Raw genomic sequence first — 22,326 nt, forward strand, 5'->3', positions numbered from 1 at the left:
TTATTACTGTTATTCTATGCTGTATGCCTGTATAAAATCATACAGCTGCTGTTCTCCATTTAAACCAAGCCCGTCTGTACATTCTTTCTTTATGCTTTCTGGCAGCAGTTCAATATCAATCTGGGCATAATCGTAGAATTCATATTCAATGTCCGAATTCTTCAATACACCCCTGTATATTACAGCCTGTCCGTCCTGTAACTGCAACAGATAATTATCCGTATATGTCTTATTCTGCTGTGATACCCCTGCTGTCTGCTGGGACGTCACCTGTTCTGTGCCAGCTCTTTTATTCTGCATATCTTCATACTTAACTCTGTCCTTCTGTATGTCATCTATATGCTCATAGCCTGTATTGCTGCGTGACAGAAATACTATTGTTAATATTACAATTACAGCCGCCACAACACATATTGATATAACATTTCTTCTATTAAATATACCATTTTCCATTCTTTTGCACCTTCCTTGCAATATGAATTTATATGGTAATTATTTGCAAAATGTTATATTTTATACATTTCATTTTACTATTTATTACAATTTAAAACTATCAGGCAGTAAATAATCAATAGTATATTTAATTATCTCTCCAGCATTTTCAAGAATTATCTGCTCATTACCCTTAAAGAATTCACTCATAACCTGCCTGCATATTCCACACGGATACGTCTTTAAACCTGAAGATGACACTATGGCAATCTTAGCGAATTCTTTTCTACCCTCACTTACAGCCTTGAATATTGCTGTCCTTTCTGCACAGTTAGTCGCACCAAAGCTTGAATTCTCTATATTACAGCCTGTATAAATATGTCCGTCCTTTGTAAGTACGCAAGCCCCGACCTTAAACCTTGAATAAGGTGAATACGAATAAACCATTGCCTCTTTTGCTTTATCTAAAAGCTCTCTATCTGTGTATTCCATTATACCTATACCTCTCACCCGCGATTTCTATATTCTTATAACTGCAATATATAACCTCAATGTTGTCATTTTATAGTTAACTACAATATTATCATTCTTATAATTGTAATATATCCAATATAATTATCTTGTAATTCCTATATTATCAAGGACTTCTCTCTGCTTAGCTTCCATAACCTTGCTTTCTTCTTCTGTCATATGGTCATATCCAAAAAGGTGCATCATACTATGTGCAACTAAGAATGCAAGTTCTCTCACTTCACTGTGTCCATATTTTTCAGCCTGTTCAGCCACCTTCTCTACTGATACAACTATATCACCAAGCATAAGTTCACCTGTATCCGGATTAAAATAGTCCTCTGTGTTATTCTCAAATTCGTCTTCAAGTGACTCAAAATCAGATGGTGCTTCATAATTAATCATAGGAAATGAGAGAACATCTGTAGGTGCATCAACTTCCCTGAACTCTTTGTTAATCTGATGTATCGCCTCATTATCCGTCAATGTGACATTAACCTCTATCTCATATGGACATTTCTCATATGCAGCTGCCTCATTAACAACCTCATTAATTATCTTCTCATAATCTAAATCTAACTTTTTATCTGTTTCATATTCTATATTAATTGTCATTCTTTCTTGTTCCTTTCTCTTTCTTACCCTGTCTGCTGTCGTAATTCTTTTTTGACCTGCCATCAGATTCTTTCCTATTCCGCCTGTCAAATTCTTTCTTGTTCTGTCTGTTCTCATATTCCTCATAAGCTTTTACAATCTTCTGTACAAGAGGGTGTCTTACTACATCGTGGTTAGTAAGCTTTACAAAACCTATCTCATCAACCTTTGAAAGCACCTTCATAGCAACGTCCAGACCAGATGTTACATCTCTTGGAAGATCCTTTTGTGTCTGGTCTCCAGTAACTACTACCTTAGAACCGAAACCTATTCTTGTAAGGAACATTTTCATCTGTGCAGGCGTTGTATTCTGTGCTTCATCTAATATTATAAACGCATTATCAAGAGTTCTTCCTCGCATATATGCAAGCGGTGCTACCTCTATAAGTCCCTTTTCCATATTAGCATTAAAGCTTTCTGCACCCATAATCTGAAAAAGTGCATCATATAAAGGGCGAAGATATGGGTCTACCTTGCTCTGTAAATCACCCGGAAGAAATCCAAGCTTTTCTCCTGCCTCTATCGCTGGTCTTGTAAGAATTATCTTATTAACCTCATTAGACTTAAATGCCTGAATAGCCATTGCCATTGCAAGATATGTCTTTCCTGTACCAGCAGGACCTATTCCAAATACAATCATTTTATCCCTTATCTGGTCTACATAATTCTTCTGGCCTAATGTCTTTGGCTTAATTGGCTTTCCTGCTATAGTCCTGCATACTGTATCGGAGTCTATCTCTAACATAGTATCCTGCTTATCATCAAATGATAACGATATTGCATAATCAACACTCTGTCTACTTATCTGGTTACCTCTTCTTGCAAGCTCTATAAGATTATCAAGCACGCCTCTTGCCCTTATAACATTAGCTTCTGCTCCTATTATCTTTACAACTCCGTCCCTTGCTATTAATTCTATATTAAGATTACTCTCTATTGCCTTGGCATATTCATCAAACTGTCCAAACACCATACTGCTGTATTCTGCTGGCATATCAATAACAACTTCTACTTCACTCATTAATATTAATCCTCTTTCTATTAATATGTATATCAATTAGTAACCGGAAGAAGTACTTCCAATTCTCCAGTACAGCTTCCTCTGTCATCAGTTGTATCTATATTAACACGACAATCCATTATTTGCACTCCTTTTTGTTCCATATGTGAAATATACATCTGTAATCTTTCATTAAGAATATCTTCTAACTGGACATCATTATACCTGTCATTCATAACTTTATATTCTTTTCTGTTCTCTACCCCAATAACAATTCCAGTATCTATCCCTCCTGCAACAATCAATGGATATTTCTGCGTTATTATATCATACTGCTCTATCCGCCTGTGCGGCTTGGTCAGCTTAATTAAGCCGCTGTTATTTTCTATAATTAACGAAGAATATCTCCTCTTGGTATACTGTCTGTATCCGTATTCTCTTTCCAGTATATCATCATAAGCAATTACTGTATGAACTAAAATGTCTGCATCAGGACATACATCTACCTGATACAGCTCCGTTCCTGAGTCATCAGTAACAGCCACCCTGCCAGATACTAACACCTGCCCCTCCTGAACCTCATCACCGCAGGCTACTAGTGGTGTACCACTTCTTGTAATTATCTTCTTAACAACACCCTGACAACTGCTTACTATATCTTCACCGTCATTATACACAGACTTCACTGCTTCTTTATTCATAGAATAATTTTCTTTTATGTATACATTAACCATTGAGCCTTTTATCTCAACACTCGCCCATGTAACATCAAGATCATTTCTTATGCACTCTTCAATATACGCACAGTCAATATTTTTAAGCATATTTCCATTATAAACTTTCATATCCTTTATATAACTTTTCAAATACTCATCTGTGTATACATAATTACCATTAAAATTCACTTTCCATACGAACATTCCCAGAAGCTTTATTATAACAAATGCAATAAGCACCCCGTAGGCAAACGAATAATGCTGTCTGTATCTAAATATGTAATATCTTGGATAAGCCTTTTTGATAACTTTAATATGCACCCTTGCCGCCTTAACAAGATTTTTTATCATAAAGAAATCATTTCTTGCTATCCTGGCACGCACAGCATTATTGCCAGCTTTAATATACTGTACATCAAAAAATATTATATCTTTTTTTCTGCACATATTAAAAAATGTATTTATACCATCCCCGCTTATTTCCAGTTCAATATAAAAAATATGCTTCAATCCATCTTTAATACCCAGTTTCATATTATACACAGCACCCCATTAACCATATTACTCAAATGTAATCTCTTTAATCCTCCCTTTTATGGATATTTCATCCATATCCAGATATCCTATATCAAGGTCACTTCCCTTAACGTGTACAATTCCACGCCTTGTAATGACTTTGACACTATCACATTCATACTCCATTATTGATTTAAAATTCTCTATATACATTTCCTTATTGCCAATAACTGTAAGAATCGGCATAGTAACAGACTGCGGCATAACAACCGAACGCACATCTTTCGCACACCTAAACTTTCCCATATCTTACCCCAGCATAACAACTTACGCTTATATATAAAATATGCAAAAAAATCCCGATGTATTCTAAAATACACCGGGATTAAATATTTCGCTATCAAATTAATTGAACTTACGTTTTCTAGCAGCTTCTGACTTCTTCTTGCGTCTTACGCTTGGCTTTTCGTAATGTTCTCTTTTACGAATTTCCTGCTGAATGCCTGCCTTTGCGCAGTTTCTCTTGAATCTGCGTAATGCGCTATCTAAAGACTCGTTTTCTTTAACGATGACATTTGACATACCTTTTCCTGACCACCCTTCTGTTGCGTAATTGTGCTGGGCAATACATATAGGGTTTTACCTAATCGCACAACAGATATTATATCACAGAAATCACCTAAGTCAACAGAAATTTTACGATTTTAGCACAATTTGTTAAATTAATATAATAACCAATATCATAGTGGTTATTATTACTATTATAATTAAAGCTGTTCTGCAAGCACTTCTGGTGCCTTCTTTAATAGCTCATCAATACCAGAAGCATTCTTACCACCAGCCTGAGCCATATTAGGACGTCCGCCACCGCCGCCACCAACAAGTGAAGCAACAGACTTAATAAGATTACCAGCATGAGCACCCTTAGCAACAACATCATCTGTAGCCATCGCTATCATATTAACCTTATCAGCCGCAAGTGCACTTACAACAAGTACAACACCTGAACCAATCTCTCCCTTTAACTTATCGCCAAGGTTTCTAAGTTCATTCATATCAACATTATCTACCTTAGTTGCAAGAAGCTTAACACCCTTAACATCAACAACATTATCTGTCACATCACCTAAAGCATTATTAGCAAGCTCTGCCTTAAGCTTATCATTCTCAGATATAAGTGCCTTAATCTCATCATTCATTGTATGAATTCTTCTTACAAGCTGTGTGCTCTCTGCCTTAGCTGCTATTGAAGCTTCTTTTACAAGAGTTTCAAGGTTATTAAAGAACTTAAGAACTCCCTTATCCGTAAGAGCTTCTATTCTTCTTACTCCTGCAGCAACACCTGACTCAGATACAATCTTAAAAAGTCTGATGTTAGCTGTATTGGCAACATGTGTACCACCACAGAACTCCTTAGAGAAGTCACCCATACATACAACTCTTACCTTCTCACCATACTTTTCACCAAAAAGTGCCATAGCACCTGTGTTCTTAGCTTCTTCGATTGTCATAATCTTTGTCTCTACTGGAATTGCCTCAGCAATCTTTTCATTGACAATATCTTCGACCTTCTTAATCTCCTCTTCTGTCATACTCTGGAAATGTGTAAAGTCAAATCTTAATCTTTCAGGATCTACATAAGAACCCTTCTGTTCAACATGGTTACCAAGTACAGTTCTTAATGCTTTCTGTAAAAGGTGTGTTGCACTATGATTCTTGCATGTATCTGCTCTGTATTCTGAATCTACAGTAAGAGTAACTGTATCGCCAGCTTTGAGCATACCCTTTGTCATAGTTCCAACGTGGCCAATCTTGCCGCCTTTAAGCTTGATTGTTGTATCAACCTTAAATTCGCCCTCAGAAGTTGTGATATAACCTTTATCACCTTCCTGACCACCCATTGTTGCATAGAATACTGTCTGATCAACGATAACTGTTCCCTTATCTCCTTCTGAAAGAGCTTCTACAACATCTTCTTCTGTTGTAAGAACTGTTACCTTGGAATCATTAGACAGCTTGTCATATCCAACGAATTCACTTGTGATAGCTGGATCAATCTTATCATATACAGTTGCATCAGCACCCATATAGTTAGTTGTCTTACGAGCCTTACGTGCTTTCTCACGCTGCTCATTCATACATTTAATGAAGCCGTCTTCATCAATAGTTATGTTCTTTTCTTCTAAGATTTCCTTAGTAAGATCAATAGGGAAACCATAAGTATCATAAAGCTTGAAAGCATCTTCCCCAGAAAGAACGCTCTGGTTCTTCTCCTGAAGTTCCTTTTCCATATCTGAAAGAATACTTAATCCCTGGTCAATAGTCTTATTGAACTTATCCTCTTCCTCAGATATAACTTTAGTAATGAATTCCTTCTTTTCTTCAAGTTCTGGATATCCGTCCTTAGAACCTTCTATAACTGTTTCGCAGAGCTTTGATAAGAACTTTCCTTCTATCCCTAAAAGTCTTCCATGTCTTGCCGCTCTTCTTAAAAGTCTTCTAAGTACATAGCCTCTGCCTTCATTAGATGGCATAATACCATCACTTACCATAAATGTTACTGAACGTATATGATCTGTGATAACACGGATAGATACATCCTGCTTCTCATCTTCCTTATACTTAACACCAGCCATCTCGCATACCTTATTACGGAGTGCCTGTAATGTATCAACATCAAATATAGAGTCAACGTCCTGAACAACAACTGCAAGTCTTTCGAGACCCATACCTGTATCAATATTCTTCTGGATAAGGTCTGTATAGTTACCCTTACCATCATTATTGAACTGTGAGAATACGTTATTCCATACTTCCATATATCTGTCACAGTCACAGCCTACCGTACAGCCTGGCTTTCCGCAACCATACTTTTCGCCACGATCATAATAAATCTCAGAACATGGACCGCAAGGTCCAGCACCGTGTTCCCAGAAATTATCTTCCTTACCAAATCTGAATATTCTCTCAGGTGCAATACCTATCTGTTTATTCCAGATTTCAAAAGCTTCATCATCCTCCTCATATATTGATGGATATAATCTATTGGCATCAAGTCCTACAACTTCTGTAAGGAACTCCCAAGACCAATGAATAGCTTCTGTCTTAAAATAATCGCCAAAAGAGAAGTTACCAAGCATTTCAAAGAATGTACCGTGTCTTGCTGTCTTACCAACATTTTCAATATCACCTGTACGGATACACTTCTGACAAGTAGTCACTCTTCTTCTTGGTGGGATTTCCTGACCTGTAAAATATGGCTTTAATGGAGCCATACCTGAATTAATGATAAGCAGACTGTTATCATTATGTGGAACAAGTGAGAAACTCTTCATCTTTAAATGTCCCTTGCTCTCAAAAAAGTCAAGATATAATCTTCTTAATTCGTTAACGCCTCTGTACTGCACTTTATTCTTCCTCCTGTTTAGCTGCCTTTTTAGCATCTAATCCTTTTCTAATCTTACCACCGGCAAATACTGCAAGAACTAAAAGTCCAAGCATAACTACAAACTTTACCGCTTCAAATATTAATTCCGAAACTAATGTTAATCCTACCATAAGCCTTCCTTTCTGCTACTGCCGGCTTTGCAGCAGCTATAAACAACATAGTATTTTACCATAGCTCATATCAATTTTCAACATTCCACTTTCCATTATTAAGAAAATAGCCCGCACTTCTCTCAGCCGCATTAATAATAGTGCTGTCATAACCTATAGTCTTTAACAGCTTTATTGCATTTCTTGTGGTTGCAGGTCCTGTATACAGCTTGAAATCAAATACAACCTCATCATCTGTAACCTCCTCCTGAAAATGATAATTATCATATTTTCCTCTAAGAAGTGATGTAAGCTCTACATCGTGTGTTGCCGCAAACACAAGTGCTTTATCAGTCCTTATGCTCTTTAGTATCTCTGATGATGCCGCAATACGCTCAACCGTGTTAGTTCCACGAAGCACCTCATCAACAAACATAAGAACAGGATGTCCCTCTTTAGAAGCCGCATCCAACATCCTCTTAAGTGACTTAATTTCCACTATATAATAGCTGTTGGAGCTGCTAAGGTCATCTCTTAATGCCATTGACGAATATATTCTGTATACAGGTGCTCTGTAGTATTCCGACACACTCGTATATATTGTCTGTGACAAAAGTGCATTAATCGCGATTGTCTTAAGAAATGTCGATTTTCCAGAAGCGTTAGATCCTGTCAGAAGTACATTATGCTTAGTATTTATAGAGTTGGCTACAGGCTTTGTTATAAGCGGATGATATACATTTCTTACTTCAAGCTGCATATCATTATCCTTCCTGAACTCAGGAACGCACCAGCTGCCAAGCATACATCTGAATGAAGCAACTGATATGGATGCCTCTATAAAACCAAGTGTATCTATAAGCTCATATATATAATCTTCTTTATCATTAAAAAGCTTTATAAGATTATTAAACTTTATAAGGTCAACGTGTGTCAACATTCTTAGGTAATCAAGCAAAATCTCGGCTATAGAACCATCAACATTACCCGTTTCAAGAAGCCATGACCTCTTTGTTATATCTGAAAGCTCCTCTGATATATTCTTTAACTTATCGTTATACTCACCAAGAAAATCAATATTAAGTGCTGTTATCTTTTTCGCACCCATAAGCAGTTTCACAATATGATTAACACATATGAAGTACCTATCAACAGCAGCCTTATATTTATAATACGTTATTATCGAAAATGCGATAGCTGCGATACAAAGCCATATTCCAAGCACCGGGCTTATGGTGCAGGTAAATATAACTGCTGCAAGAATAAAAAGCATTGAAGCATAATGAAGAACGTTGCTTTTTTTCTCAAGTCCTACCACAACATCGCAGTAATCACTTATTGATATATGCTTTGCACGTCCTATCCATACAAATATTTTCTGTATGTCAAGTCTTTTAGCAGCATTTTTATCAAAGTCAGAGGCAAGCTTATCAAGCTTTTTAAGCGACTGGATATCCGCATTGGGACATCTTAACATCTTATATAGATATTCCTGTCCTGCAGATGAATTCGTATTATTCATCATACAAAATACCGCATCCATACCAAGATCATTCCATGTTATATCATCTATAGAGTTCTCATCTTCATTTCTTTTAAAGTAATGTGATATGCACTCATAATCTTCACCGGAATACTTTCTTTGTGACGGTTTTCCCCAGCCATTTTTCAGCTTTTTAATAATTAAATTCTGCTTTCTTCTATTATTCGTAACTGTGACATATACAGCAATAATAATAACAAGTGCAAAAAATACAAGTATCTGTATACTTGTCATATCTGTATAACCCGACTTGTCCATTATACGCCTCCCCCGATATTATACAATCTTGCAGTTTCAAGTGAAAGCTTTATCATATCATCAAAGCCCTCCTGTCTTTCCTCAACCGATAATGACTGTCCATTCATAAGATTATCACTTATAGTAAACATAGCAAGAGCATTCTTTGAAAGGCGGGCGGCATTCATATAAAGTGCCGCTGATTCCATTTCAACAGCAAGCACACCCATATTACTCCACGCCTTATTATATTCTGGATTATCATTATAAAAAACATCTGTTGATACGACATTCCCAACCTCAGCAGCAATACCATAAAGCTTCGACTGCTCATATGCACAGTTTAAAAGCCCGAAATCTGCCACAGGTGCATATGTTCCAGGAAGATTATACTGCTTAGCATAGTTAGAGTCAGTACTTGTACCGATAGCTAACACAATATCCCTTAAGTCAACCTTGTCAGATATACTTCCTGCCGACCCTATTCTTATAATATTATCGACATCATAGTACTTAAATAACTCGTAGCTGTATATGCCCATAGAAGGCATACCCATGCCACTAGCCATAACGGATATATCAACATCCCTGTATACACCTGTATAACCATATATATTTCTTACATTGTTAAACCTGACTACATTATCAAGATAAGTATCAGCTATATACTTCGCCCTTAAAGGATCACCCGGCATTATAACTGTCTTAGCTATATCACCTGTATTCGCTGTGTTATGTGGTGTTGGCATAACATCACCCCTTCCATATCCAAACAAAGGCTGCATCCTGTCAGAAAATCCCACTAAGGCACTCTGAAGCAAACATACAGCCCTCATTATTATTTTACTTTCCAGCGTACTTTATAACTGCGTCAACATCATATCCGCTAAGCTTTTCCCTGCCCTTAAGCCCCTCAAGCTCAATAAGGAATATAATCTTTACAACTTCACCACCAAGCTGTTCAATAAGCTTGATAATAGCTTCTGTTGTTCCACCTGTTGCGATTAAGTCATCTACAATAACAACCTTCTGTCCCGGTACTATGGCATCCTTATGCATCTCGATAGTTGCTGTGCCATATTCAAGCTCATAATCCTGTGAAATAGTTTCACAAGGAAGCTTACCTTTCTTTCTTACAGGAACAAAGCCTTTGCCATTAGCATATGCAACTGGAACTCCGAATATAAATCCTCTTGATTCTGGTCCAACTACAACATCATAATCAACACCTTTAAGCTTTTCATTAATTCCATCTATAGCAAGCTTTAATCCCTCTGGACTCTGGATTACTGTTGTTATATCCCTGAATATAATTCCTTTCTCTGGAAAATCTGGAATACTTCTTACATAATCTTCAACCTTTTTCATATTGTCCTCCTATTTGCCTTTTATTGTGCAAAGTACATTAATTACAACTAATTTTATCAGAATTCTCTCTTACAATCAAGCACTCAGCTACACAATCAGGCAGACAAGTCCCGAATTCTCATTCATAACCTTTTCTATAGTCTCCCCAATCTTATCCATATTATCTTTAGTTATATTATGTGTCTTTTCGTATATCCCATCATTAACAATCTGTTCTATCGTCTTTCCAAATATATTAGTATCCCATATGCCGTCCGGATTATCCTTTGTATTATCTTTAATATAATTAATCAGATCCTCTGCCTGGTTTTTAGTTCCGACTATAGGTGCAATCTCAACATTAATCTGTGTCTTTAACATATTCACTGACGGAACTTTAGCCTTAATCTTAACGCCATATTTGTTACCATTTTTTATAACAACTGGTTCTTCTAATTCTATTGCACTTCTTACAGGCGTTACAACACCGAAGCCAGACATATTAACATCAGTTACCGCATCAGATACACTTTCATATTCCTTCTTTCTTAACGCCAGATCTCTTATTGTACTTATAAGCTCATATTCATTTAATATCTTAGTTCCGGTAAGCTCGCTTAAAATGCCATAATAAATATTAGCATCTACAGACATCTTCACACTCACCCTTCCCTCCGAAAGTGACACATCTGTAACATCAAGCTTCTTTATGTATTCATTATCTGCACTATATTTATAATTATCAGCATCTTTTATTGTATTAATGCCTTCTAACACCTCTCCAGCCACCTGCATAAGCTCTTTTTTGAGCCAATGCTCATCAGGAAGCACCTGTGTCCATTCAGGTGCAAAAAAGTCAATCTGTGTCACTGCAAACTGCTTAAGCACCTCTTTAAGAATATTATTAACATCTTCATTCTTTAACTGGTCACAATTAACAGGAATAACAGGAACTTCATAATCAGCCGACATATTAACAGCAAGTTCTTTGGTCTTTGCAGCATAAGGCTTATCACTGTTTAATATTACAACGAACGGCTTATTTATCTTTTTTAATTCATTAATTGTCTTTTTTTCTGCCGCCACATAATTTGTTCTGTCAATTTCTGTAAAAGAACCGTCTGTTGTCACAACAATCCCTATTGTTGAATGGTCATTTATCACTTTCTTAGTCCCAATCTCTGCCGCCTTGGAAAACGCTATTTCCTTAGTGTCCCACGGCGTCTTAACCATTCTCTCTTTTCCATTATCAAGATGCCCATTAGCCCCTTCAACCATAAATCCGACACAATCAACAAGCCTTACCTTCATATTAATTCCCTCAAATGGACTTATAAGTGCTGCTTCACTCGGAATAAATTTAGGCTCAACTGTCATAACTGTAGTTCCACCTGACGACTGTGGGAGTTCGTCCTGTGCCCTCTTTCTTTTATTATCATCTTTCATAGAAGGAAGGACACACAATTCCATAAATCTTTTGATAAAAGTTGACTTACCGGTTCTTACAGGTCCTACAACACCAAAATATATTTCTCCATTGGTTCTTTTCTTAATATCCATATATACATCATACGCTGCACCTGATACAAGCTCTTTTCCATCCATATATCTAACCTCCATATATACGCATATAAATGTATATTCCCTTCAATAAAAAAATATGCCAGACGAACACCTCAATTCCTGCCTGCGTGGCAGAAAATGTACAGCTTTCATCTGACATACATATTAATCACATAACCCTGTAATTATATTCATCGCATAACCTGTAACGAATTAAAAATACATATTCTGTGACGAATTAGAATTTAATTATATTAAACTGTGCCAATGTGTAGAACACAAGAATAATAAGCAATAATACCGGTGCTATATACTTAATCATAACGCGGTATATTTTCTCACGCTTAAAAGCTTCTCCATTCTTGGTAGCTTCTCCAATAATATAGTCAGCACCCGTTGACCAGCCTATCATAAGGCAGGTAAAGAAGGCTACTATAGGAAGCAGAAGACTGTTGCTTATAAAATCGAAGAATGTAAGAAAATCCATTCCAAGTATTGTAATGTGTGACCATACCCCATTACCAAGTGAACAAGGTATTCCAAGGGCAACCGAGAATATAATAACACCAAGGCACGCTTTAATTCTGCTTATATGAAATCTGTCTATAAGCATTGAAACTATTGCTTCCATAACGGATACCGAACTTGTAAGTGCCGCAAAAAACACAAGCACAAAAAACAATCCGCCTATAAATCTTCCAGCAGTCATCTGTGTGAATACCTTAGGAAGCGTTACAAACATAAGTCCTGCACCACTCTGTGATGTTCCAGCTTCACCGCTGAATATATACACTGCCGGAACAACCATCATTCCTGCAAGAATGGCAATTCCTGTATCAAATATCTCTATCTGGTTGACAGATTTTACAATGCTCACCTCATCTTTAGTATATGAACCATAAGTTATCATAATTCCCATTGCAAGACTCATTGAATAGAACATCTGTCCCATAGCTGCACACACCGTCTTAAATGAGAATTTAGAGAAATCCGGCAGAAGATAATATTTAATTCCTGCTGATGAACCTGGAATTGTAATTACATATATACATATTATAACGGCAAGCACAATTAGTGCTGGCATAAGATAACTGCTCACCTTCTCAATTCCTTTTTCTACACCTGATATTACAATAAGTGATGTAAGCCCAAGGAATATAATAAAAAATATAAGTGGTGCATATTCCCTTCCAATAAAGTTACCAAAAAATGAGTCTTCGGCAGCAGCTATATTCTGTCCTGCCGCAAATACTGTGACATATTTTGTAACCCATCCTCCTATTACACAGTAATATGGCAGAATGATAACCGGTATTATAAATGCAATCGGCCCAATAAATCCAAACTTAGAATCAACCTCTTTATACGCCCTTGTCGGACTTAACTTTGTCTTTCTTCCTATAGCAATCTCTGTTGTCATAAGAGTAAAGCCAAATGTAAGTGCAAGTATAATGTATACAAGAATAAATATTCCTCCGCCATATTGTGCCGCAAGATACGGAAATCTCCACAGATTACCCAGTCCAACAGCACTTCCCGCAGCCGCAAGTACAAATCCTATTTCTCCCGTGAAACTGCCCCTTTTCTTCTTTTCCATTAGTTATTCCAAACCTTTCCTTATAAATCATTTAATGTTTAATATTCAATATTTAATTATACATATTATTAATATATTTTCAATCTTCAAATTCCGCAAGCACATAATATCCTCTGCTTGTCTCTCCGACTTCTTTAACAACTCCATGTCTTGACTTAAGCCTGTCAGGAGTTGAGTAATTGCCTGACATAGCAACTGCTGGCTCAATAGTATAATAATAACTGCTTGGAAGCTTTCCCTCAGTTATCTCAACCTCATCACCCTGCTTAACAAGATTAGGCCTGCTCATTGTAAATTCCATCTGTCTCATAACCAGTCTCCTTTATAAATTGATTTTCTCCAGACATTTTCTCGTATAGTCATCAACCTTTTCCTTAAGATATGTGTTAGCGCCATCCTCTATGTCAAAGCCGCTATCCATCATCTCTTTAGCCGCATCTGAGGCTTCTTTTAAAGTCTTGGCATCTGTGAATACGTCTGCTATTCCGAAATCAAAATCACCACTCTGTCGTACCCCAAAGAAATCTCCCGGACCACGCTGTTTCAAATCTTCCTCTGCTATCTTAAAACCATCATTGGAATATTGCAGTATATCCAGCCTGTCCTTTATCTTCTTGGATTTATTGCCAGTAACAAATATACAATACGACTGGTACTTTCCTCTTCCGACACGTCCTCTTAACTGATGAAGCTGTGCAAGTCCGAATCTTTCAGCATTTTCAACCATCATAACCGTGCTGTTAGGAACATTTACCCCAACCTCAATAACTGTCGTAGATACAAGCACATCTATCATTCCGCTGGCAAATCTTTCCATAATCTCATTCTTATCGACTGGACGCATTTTACCGTGAAGATACTCAATTCGCACGCCTTTAAGTTCAGCTCTTAACTTATCCGTGTAATCTATTACATTTTCCGCTTCAATATTCTCGCTATCCTCAACCATAGGACATATTACATAGCACTGTCTGCCCTCGCTGACCTGCTTTTTAATAAATGCGTATGCCTTTGGCCTGTATGAATCATCCACAACACAATTCTTTATTGCAAGTCGGTCTGATGGCATTTCATCTATAATAGATATATCCAAATCGCCATATAATATAATCGCAAGAGTTCTTGGAATTGGTGTTGCACTCATCACAATTATATGCGGATTGTTCCCCTTATCTGACAACTGTTTTCTCTGGTTGACACCAAATCTGTGCTGTTCATCTGTTATTACAAGTGCCAGATTATTATATTCAACCTTCTCCTGAATAAGTGCGTGAGTACCAACTACTATATCAATAGTACCATTTTTTATATCATCATACACTTTTCTCCTGGCAGATTGTGTCATAGAACCTGTAAGAAGTCCAACATTAATATCTATACCGGCATTGGCGAACATATTTCTTATAGACTCATACTGCTGCCTGGCAAGTACCTCTGTAGGAACCATCATTGCCCCCTGATACCCTGCAAATGCTGTATTCATAAGTGCAAGCACAGCGACAATCGTCTTACCAGAACCAACATCTCCCTGTATAAGACGACTTGTAAGATGCTTTCCACTCATATTATTCTTAACCTCTTCCCATGTTCTTAGCTGTGCATGAGTAAGCTTAAACGGAAGCTGGTTAATGAACTCTCTTGTCTTTACATTATCAGGGATAACATAGCTATTAGGTATTCTTTCGTTAGAAGCTTTCATATTAAGAGTTGCAAGCACGAACAGAAAAAATTCCTCAAATGCAAGCCTATGCCTTGCAATAATATAATCATCCATACTCTGCGGAAAATGTATATTAACCATCGCATAATTATGCTCTGCAAGATTATACTTTTCCCTTATATATTCAGGTATATATTCCTTTTCCAACCCGATTTTATATTTATCAAGTGCCTGTGTTACTGCTTTTACAACAGTCTTGTTAGATAATCCTTTCGTCAGAGGATATATAGGCATAAGCTGACCTTTAACCTCATTGTACCGAGCCATTGTATACATCTGCGGCTGTTCTAATATATAACTGTCTTTCTTATGGTTCACTTTTCCCCTGAATACATAGTGTGTTCCTATTCTTAATGATGCTTTCAAAAATAGCATATTATACCATACACATTTTATCGCACCGCCTTCTAAATCCTTAATGATAACAGACAGCATTTTAAGCCTTCCATTACCATATATATCAGGGCTTCCAACTACCGTTCCCTCTATAGCAGCAATCTCTGTATCATCATCAATTGAACTAATAAAAACAGGCTCTTCATATACATCGTAATCTCTCGGATACAGCTTTACGAGATCTTCTACTGTGTATACAGAAAGCCTGTTTAGATTGTTAGCAGTTACAGCCCCTACTCCTTTTAATTGAGTAATATCCATACATCTACTCCATATCTGACAGCTTATATGCGTGTCATCATCAATTAAATAAAGGGCTAATATCTTTAATTATTATTCAACAGATACTATATAATAGTATACTGGCTGGCCACCATACTGAAGTTCCACATCAACACCGTCAAACTTCTCTTCTATCTGTGATACAAGTTCGTTGGCATCATCTTCCTTAATATCCTGTCCATAGTATACGCTTATAAGTTCTGAGTCATCATTCACAAATGTATCAAGCATATCTATAAGTGTTGTATTCATATCTGTTCCAACAGCCGCAAGTCCCTTGTCACCAAGTCCAAGGTAATTATTCTTCTTAATCTCTTTGCCGTCAATTGAAGTATCTCTTACAGCATATGTTAATTCACCTGACTGTACAGTTGAAAGTGAATCAAGCATAGCCATCTCGTTCTCTTCTGCACTTCTTGTCATCTCAAAGTTAATCATAGCTGTAATTCCCTGAGGAATTGTCTTTGTTGGAATAACAACAATCTTCTTATCCTCAATAATTGAAGCAGCCTGATTAGAAGCAAGAATAATATTGCCATTGTTAGGAAGAACAAATATAGTATCTGCATTAATCTTCTCTGCGGCATTAAGAATATCCTCTGTTGATGGGTTCATTGTCTGTCCACCCTGTATTACTTCATCAACACCAAGACCCTTGAATATCTCTGCTATACCTTCACCAGCAGCTATTGTAACAAAACCGAAATCTTTCTTAGGTTCCTGTTCCTTCTTCTCCTGCTCGTGCTTCTTCATAGCATCTGCGGCAATAGCTGACTGCATCTCTGACTGCGCCACAACCTTCTGGTTATGTTCTTCTCTCATATTGTCAACCTTCATCTTAGTCAGCTGACCGTATTCAAGCCCCTTTTCAAATGCCTGACCAGGATGGTTAGTATGAACATGAACCTTAACGATATCATCAAGATTAACGCACACAATTGAATCACCAATTGATGAAAGAAATGCCTTAAAGTCCGCCTCTGTCTTTTCATCAAATGACTTTTCAAGCATAATTATAAATTCTGTACAGTAACCAAACTTAATATCTACATCTTCAATGGCAGCACCTTTTCCAGGCATACTAGAACCAGATTTAAACTCAGCATTAGGTTCTGTAATTGTGAAATCTGTAACCTTTCCAGTAAGGGCATCTAACATTCCCCTAAGAACAACTACAAGTCCCTGTCCACCTGAATCTACTACTCCAGCTTCCTTTAATACTGGTAACATCTCTGGTGTCTTAGCAAGCACTTCCTCTGCATAATCAATAATCACTGATAATGCTTCTTCTAAATCTGTCACATTCCCTGCAACCTCTGCCGCTTTATCAGATACACCCTTTGCAACTGTAAGGATTGTTCCTTCCTTCGGCTTCATAACAGCCTTATAAGCTGTCTCTGTCGCTCTCTGTGTTGCAACTGCAAGTGTCTCAACAGTTATCTCACTAACGTGTGACATTTCCTTAGTAAAACCTCTAAGAAGCTGAGAAAGAATAACTCCTGAATTACCTCTTGCTCCTCTTAATGAACCTGTAGAAATAGCTTTAGAAAGACTCTCCATTGTTGGATTGGCAATTGCACTTACCTCTTTCGCCGCTGACATAATTGTAAGAGTCATATTAGTTCCTGTATCACCATCTGGTACTGGAAATACGTTAAGGTCATTAATCCATTCTTTCTTTGATTCAAGATTCTTAGCTCCTGCAAGAAACATCTTCTGCACAAGTGCTGCATCTATTGTAGTAGTAGCCACTTTATTTCCTCCATTCTGCCATAAACAAGGCCCGTCAATCTACTTTATAAAAACAATTAATCTATAACACGAACGCCTTCAACATATATGTTAATCTTTTTAATTTCAAGGCCTGTGAATTCAGATACTTTGTACTTTACATTCTCAATAAGGTTGTCAGCAACTGTTGAAATGCTTACACCATAAGAAACTATAACGTGAAAATCAACTTCTATTCTATTGTCACTGTCTATCTCAACCTTAATACCTCTTGTAAGACTATCACCTTTTAACAGCTTAACAAGACCATCTTTCATACTTACTGCCGCCATTCCGACAATTCCGAAACACTCAACTGCTGTTGAACCAGCATACTGAGCAACAACATCACTTGAGATGGATACTTTTCCTAATTTGTTGTTTAATGTTCCATTCATATCTAGCCTCCATACTGCGACTTGTATTTTAAGGAATCTATGCAAAGCCTCTTATGAAGCATATTTGCAAGAAGTTTTGCGCAGTCAAACTTTCCCCACATATAAAGTATATTTTCATTATACTATCAAAGCTAAAATAAATAAAGTGAATTACGCAATTTTATTAAATTGTGCAATTCACTTTAATGTACTGATATAAATTTTCGAAAATTAATAGCATTAGGCACGCTCAACTTTACCTGAACGTAAGCAAGAAGTACATACATACATCTTCTTTGTTGCTCCATTAACCTTAACTCTAACAGACTTAACGTTAGAATTCCAAATCTTATTAGATCTTCTATGAGAATGACTCACTGCATTACCAAAGTGAGCACCTTTTTCGCAAACTGCACATTTAGCCATATCAATTACACCTCCTTACCGGTATTGGGTAAATTTACCCACAACAGAAATTATTGTATCAGAACATATTACATTTTGCAACACCTTTTTACTAAAAATATTACATTTTAATGACAAAACATATTATAACCTATAATAATAAGAGCAATTATTATAACTATATGCCAGAACATACTACCTGTAAAGATTAACCCTATAATCATTCCAACCGCAATCCAGAACATAATAAAGCCCAACATTCTGCACATAACAATCCTCTTCTTATGTACACTGCCCTTATCTTTATGATGTTATCAATACATATGGCGCAGATATACATATTATCCATTTTGTAAATGTATATGCTGTATACTCATTTTTTATAATCTATTCTTCATCTGTAACATCACTGATAGCTTCATCAATATCATCATCCATCTTTACATCACCAAACTTGCCAGTTATTCTGTCAACCACATCTGGAACCATATCCAAAATCTTAGTTACAGTATCCTGATTTTTGATATTAACAAGCTTAGTTGCACCATTCTGGATAACAAGAACAGCACTTGGAGACATCTTGCCTCCCATACCACCGCCGGCGTTATTCTTCTTATCACCAGCAAATGCACCGGCCCCAACACCAAACGATACATCAACTAATGGAAGTATAATTGTATCATTAACGTGTACCGCTTCCCCAACAACTGTCTTAGCTGATAAAAAGGAATCCATACCCTTAAAAAGCGATGCAACAGTTTCATTAAAATCATTCTTATTCTCTGCCATATTAATCCTCCATTACTAACCCTTATTAAACACAAGCTTTCTAAACCTGTTGTTTTTATATACTCTTAAAGCTATCAAAAGCAGGCGGTATATTCTTACCCTGCCTTTCATATATATATCCCCTTCCAGCACTTTCTGTTCAAATTCAGGGGTTATATTAAACTGAACACCTGTAATTCCATATATAACCGCAATCACTCCTAATATCCTGCCTGTCATATATGGTTCTTCACAACCATAGCGCACATTAACATCATACTTAACCGGTGTTATTTCTCTTATAAGTTCTTTAAGTTCCTTCTTAATAAGCCTTACAAGTTCTTTATTCTCTTCATCATTAATAATTACTTTTAAATCATTAATCTTCTGCCAAGCACTTCTCTTCTTATCCACAATGGCTTTTAAAAGCTTTTTAAACTTGCTCTTTATGCTTATAAGCTTATCTTTCACACTATTAAGTGCTGCTTTCAGCCTGCCAATGAGGTCTTTTTTCTTATGAGGCTGGCTGACTGACTGCCTATTATGTTTATCATCCTCATTATGCTGGTAATTACTTCTGCTTTCTATATGTTGCTTTATGTCAGCTTTTTTATGAATTTCTTCCAGCCTTTCTTTAGAAGAACTCCTTGAGGCTTTTTCATCTGTCTTTTCTAAAGCTTCATCTGCCACCATCTTTTTATCAGCAACGGCTTTTTCAGCTTCTAATGCTTCAACCTGCACAGCAGTATCCTGACTATTGCCAGTACCACTTGTTTCATTCTGTCTACCAGCAGCGTATTGTCCGGCAGTTTCCTGACTGCTGTCCGCCACATACATATCATCAATGCACTTATCGCCTTCTTTATTCTTTTGCTTCTTCTCCTTATCCGAATTATTATCGAATATTTTAAAGAACATAGCATATGCCTTAACCGATAAGTCATTAGCATATGATGCTTTTAGCCTAAGAACATTAAGAAGCCAGCTTATCTTAATATTTGCCGTAAGCCTGCTATGATAATCAGCACTAATATTATATCTTACCGGCACGAATAAAACCATAAGCACCAACAGAATTAATATTCCAAGCAATGATAGAAGCACTATTCCTGCTATTTTAAGAATTAATAATATAATATGAACCATTAATGCCCCCATTATTATTTATTGCCAAATCCAAGATATTCTCTTATATCAAATCCACCTGTAGCATTATACACTTCATCAATTATATCTCTCACAAGATTAAGTGCCTCATCACGTCCTTTAGCAAGTCCAACTACATATATTTCTTCGTTTACATTTTTATTCTTAAAATGTGGTTGTAAAAGCATATTAGCCGAATATATATCCAGAATATTGCAAGTGTTAGAAGCAAGTGTTATCAAAAATGTATCTGCACAAAATCTGTTCTTTCTTATATGTCCAAATACTTTATATTTATCTTTCTTTGCATTCTCACCAATATACAGCTTTCTATACCACTTCACAATATTCCTCGTTTCCAAGCAGTACAAGACCGCTTAATATACATTTATTGTCCGGCAATAATCATTCTTACTACTTCAACAACAGCCTTCTTCTCAGCTTCATCACTGCACTGTATTAATGAACTGTTGATATAATCCTGAATTTCTTCCGTATTATTAAAGAACACTGGAAGCATTGATAATACAGCCGCCATAACTGCTCTTTTAACACTTTGCTGACAGTCTGTAAATAACCTATCAAGCTCTGTAATAAGCTTTTCTGCCGCCATATCAGCATATGAATCATCAGGAATTTCATCAAAATATTCTTTAGGCGATATATCAACAAAGTCACTTCCTGACTGAAGCTTGCCGATTGCTTCAAGCGAGCTGTACATATCTGACAGTGCAAGTTCATCTAATGTATCATTAAGGTTGGCAGCAGCATACTGTGTTGCAAAATCAGCCGCCATTACAGTTTCTAATATACGCTCCTGTTTGCCCTCAAAAGCTGTAAAGAGTTCTGCTATCTCATCAAGCTCCTGCTCATCTTCAAACAGGCTCTTAGACTTAAGAATAATATCTTTAGCAACATTTACCTCTGTATTATCCCCTATTGTATTATTATCAGATAATATAATTGTATACAAATCATTAATTATCTGGGCAAGAAGCACATATATATCAGCTGCATTGTTCATCTTCTCTGTAGCTATATCAAGTGCACCCCTTAAACGTGTGTACTCACTGCTGTCAAGATTTTTATAATCTGCATTCTTTAACGTTACATAGAAATCATTCATATCCTTAAAGAACATTGAGTCTTTATCAGCATCTTTTAACATCGCACTTGTACTTAACGAATAATAGAAATCATCAATTGTCTGTTTCTGTGCTCCGTGATACAGCGTAAATGCATCTTTAATATGATCATAAAATCTTGCTTTTGACATTCTTATCGGAAGCTGGCCAACCATTTCAGATATTCTTCCATTGATAGATACATTATCTTTATCAGATAAAATGTAGTGCATTATGTCATTAGTCATATATGTATTATAGTATTCCTCATCAAGTTCATCATCCTTAAAGCGGTATTCTACTCTGTTCAATACATATTCGTATATCTTAAACTTGTCAACATAATCAGTTATGCTTTCCATAATAGCTATAAGACGGTTTCTTAGCGAACTAATCTTGTCTGTAAGAACATCTTCACTGGCAACAGCTGAATCTATGGAAGAAATCTCTATTATCTCATTGACACCCTGGAACATTTCAAGAAACAGCTCATCATCTATCTCATTATCCTTAATCATATTAAGAATTGTATAATAATTCATAGACATCTTAATATAAGCAAGACCATTATATAATGATGACAATCCCTTTCCATATTTAACAAGATTATCTGATAAATTCTTACCCTTTGTTATCTCACTGGCAATATATCCTAAATTCTTCATATACCTATTTCCAATCGTTAA

24 protein-coding genes are annotated in these 22,326 nt (G+C 36.4%); all 24 read right to left on the minus strand.

Annotated features, from left to right (window positions below):
* Nucleotides 1-9: 9 nt before the first annotated feature.
* The 24 genes from WMO42_RS03640 to WMO42_RS03755 all read right to left on the minus strand — a co-directional run bounded on the left by WMO42_RS03640 (nucleotide 10) and on the right by WMO42_RS03755 (nucleotide 22,305).
* Entirely contained in the window at nucleotides 10-453 is a 444-nt protein-coding gene (locus WMO42_RS03640; RefSeq protein ID WP_349191583.1) for a hypothetical protein, read from the minus strand.
* Between the two features lie 84 nt (nucleotides 454-537).
* The gene (gene cdd / locus WMO42_RS03645) at nucleotides 538-924 is read right to left on the minus strand and encodes a cytidine deaminase (protein WP_055306585.1); all 387 of its coding nucleotides are present in this window, start codon (nucleotides 922-924) and stop codon (nucleotides 538-540) included.
* A gap of 123 nt (nucleotides 925-1,047) precedes the next feature.
* The gene (gene ybeY / locus WMO42_RS03650) at nucleotides 1,048-1,557 is read right to left on the minus strand and encodes an rRNA maturation RNase YbeY (protein WP_055306584.1); all 510 of its coding nucleotides are present in this window, start codon (nucleotides 1,555-1,557) and stop codon (nucleotides 1,048-1,050) included.
* Nucleotides 1,547-2,617, minus strand: a complete 1,071-nt coding sequence (locus WMO42_RS03655) for a PhoH family protein (RefSeq protein ID WP_090140024.1) — start codon at nucleotides 2,615-2,617, stop codon at nucleotides 1,547-1,549. Before WMO42_RS03655 ends, ybeY begins: the two co-directional genes overlap by 11 nt.
* A 32-nt stretch (nucleotides 2,618-2,649) precedes the next feature.
* Nucleotides 2,650-3,846 (minus strand): sporulation protein YqfD, encoded by a 1,197-nt coding sequence (locus WMO42_RS03660; protein WP_349191644.1) that lies wholly within the window; start codon nucleotides 3,844-3,846, stop codon nucleotides 2,650-2,652.
* Between the two features lie 27 nt (nucleotides 3,847-3,873).
* Nucleotides 3,874-4,134 carry a YabP/YqfC family sporulation protein gene (locus WMO42_RS03665; protein ID WP_022501807.1) on the minus strand — a complete coding sequence of 87 codons (261 nt, stop codon included), beginning with the start codon at nucleotides 4,132-4,134 and terminating at the stop codon, nucleotides 3,874-3,876.
* A gap of 99 nt (nucleotides 4,135-4,233) precedes the next feature.
* A complete protein-coding gene (gene rpsU / locus WMO42_RS03670; RefSeq protein WP_005539624.1) occupies nucleotides 4,234-4,410 on the minus strand; it encodes a 30S ribosomal protein S21 in 177 nt (58 codons plus the stop codon).
* Between the two features lie 185 nt (nucleotides 4,411-4,595).
* The gene (alaS, locus tag WMO42_RS03675) at nucleotides 4,596-7,271 is read right to left on the minus strand and encodes an alanine--tRNA ligase (protein ID WP_172677778.1); all 2,676 of its coding nucleotides are present in this window, start codon (nucleotides 7,269-7,271) and stop codon (nucleotides 4,596-4,598) included.
* The gene (locus tag WMO42_RS03680; protein ID WP_022501810.1) at nucleotides 7,237-7,386 is read right to left on the minus strand and encodes a hypothetical protein; all 150 of its coding nucleotides are present in this window, start codon (nucleotides 7,384-7,386) and stop codon (nucleotides 7,237-7,239) included. The genes alaS and WMO42_RS03680 overlap by 35 nt, the downstream gene beginning before the upstream one ends.
* Nucleotides 7,387-7,456: 70 nt before the next feature.
* Nucleotides 7,457-9,166 (minus strand): hypothetical protein, encoded by a 1,710-nt coding sequence (locus WMO42_RS03685; RefSeq protein WP_055174669.1) that lies wholly within the window; start codon nucleotides 9,164-9,166, stop codon nucleotides 7,457-7,459.
* The gene (deoD, locus tag WMO42_RS03690; protein ID WP_349153207.1) at nucleotides 9,166-9,894 is read right to left on the minus strand and encodes a purine-nucleoside phosphorylase; all 729 of its coding nucleotides are present in this window, start codon (nucleotides 9,892-9,894) and stop codon (nucleotides 9,166-9,168) included. Before deoD ends, WMO42_RS03685 begins: the two co-directional genes overlap by 1 nt.
* Before the next feature lie 94 nt (nucleotides 9,895-9,988).
* A complete protein-coding gene (locus WMO42_RS03695; RefSeq protein ID WP_022501813.1) occupies nucleotides 9,989-10,513 on the minus strand; it encodes an adenine phosphoribosyltransferase in 525 nt (174 codons plus the stop codon).
* An 87-nt stretch (nucleotides 10,514-10,600) separates the two neighbouring features.
* Entirely contained in the window at nucleotides 10,601-12,097 is a 1,497-nt protein-coding gene (gene spoIVA, locus WMO42_RS03700; RefSeq protein ID WP_022501814.1) for a stage IV sporulation protein A, read from the minus strand.
* A 196-nt stretch (nucleotides 12,098-12,293) separates the two neighbouring features.
* Nucleotides 12,294-13,652: a sodium-dependent transporter gene (locus tag WMO42_RS03705; protein WP_090140030.1), complete on the minus strand. Its 1,359-nt coding sequence runs from the start codon at nucleotides 13,650-13,652 to the stop codon at nucleotides 12,294-12,296.
* A gap of 79 nt (nucleotides 13,653-13,731) precedes the next feature.
* The gene (locus tag WMO42_RS03710; protein ID WP_022501816.1) at nucleotides 13,732-13,962 is read right to left on the minus strand and encodes a hypothetical protein; all 231 of its coding nucleotides are present in this window, start codon (nucleotides 13,960-13,962) and stop codon (nucleotides 13,732-13,734) included.
* Between the two features lie 12 nt (nucleotides 13,963-13,974).
* Complete coding sequence (gene recG, locus WMO42_RS03715) at nucleotides 13,975-16,029, minus strand: ATP-dependent DNA helicase RecG (protein ID WP_116443426.1); 2,055 nt, start codon at nucleotides 16,027-16,029, stop codon at nucleotides 13,975-13,977.
* A 72-nt stretch (nucleotides 16,030-16,101) separates the two neighbouring features.
* A complete protein-coding gene (locus WMO42_RS03720) occupies nucleotides 16,102-17,802 on the minus strand; it encodes a DAK2 domain-containing protein (RefSeq protein WP_090140034.1) in 1,701 nt (566 codons plus the stop codon).
* A gap of 56 nt (nucleotides 17,803-17,858) precedes the next feature.
* The gene (locus tag WMO42_RS03725) at nucleotides 17,859-18,218 is read right to left on the minus strand and encodes an Asp23/Gls24 family envelope stress response protein (protein WP_022501819.1); all 360 of its coding nucleotides are present in this window, start codon (nucleotides 18,216-18,218) and stop codon (nucleotides 17,859-17,861) included.
* A 219-nt stretch (nucleotides 18,219-18,437) separates the two neighbouring features.
* Nucleotides 18,438-18,623: a 50S ribosomal protein L28 gene (rpmB, locus tag WMO42_RS03730; protein ID WP_022205439.1), complete on the minus strand. Its 186-nt coding sequence runs from the start codon at nucleotides 18,621-18,623 to the stop codon at nucleotides 18,438-18,440.
* A gap of 107 nt (nucleotides 18,624-18,730) precedes the next feature.
* On the minus strand, nucleotides 18,731-18,871 hold the full coding sequence (locus WMO42_RS03735) for a hypothetical protein (RefSeq protein ID WP_022501820.1): 141 nt from the start codon (nucleotides 18,869-18,871) through the stop codon (nucleotides 18,731-18,733).
* A 118-nt stretch (nucleotides 18,872-18,989) separates the two neighbouring features.
* Nucleotides 18,990-19,391, minus strand: coding sequence for a GerW family sporulation protein (locus WMO42_RS03740; RefSeq protein ID WP_022501821.1), 402 nt, complete (start codon nucleotides 19,389-19,391; stop codon nucleotides 18,990-18,992).
* Nucleotides 19,392-19,406: 15 nt separating this feature from the next.
* On the minus strand, nucleotides 19,407-20,516 hold the full coding sequence (locus WMO42_RS03745; RefSeq protein WP_349191584.1) for a DUF2953 domain-containing protein: 1,110 nt from the start codon (nucleotides 20,514-20,516) through the stop codon (nucleotides 19,407-19,409).
* Between the two features lie 14 nt (nucleotides 20,517-20,530).
* Nucleotides 20,531-20,860 (minus strand): hypothetical protein, encoded by a 330-nt coding sequence (locus WMO42_RS03750; protein WP_022501823.1) that lies wholly within the window; start codon nucleotides 20,858-20,860, stop codon nucleotides 20,531-20,533.
* A 44-nt stretch (nucleotides 20,861-20,904) separates the two neighbouring features.
* On the minus strand, nucleotides 20,905-22,305 hold the full coding sequence (locus WMO42_RS03755; protein ID WP_022501824.1) for a hypothetical protein: 1,401 nt from the start codon (nucleotides 22,303-22,305) through the stop codon (nucleotides 20,905-20,907).
* Between the last annotated feature and the right edge of the window lie 21 nt (nucleotides 22,306-22,326).

The organism is Lachnospira sp. CLA-JM-H23 (genome assembly GCF_040096425.1).
Lineage (GTDB): Bacteria > Bacillota > Clostridia > Lachnospirales > Lachnospiraceae > Lachnospira > Lachnospira rogosae.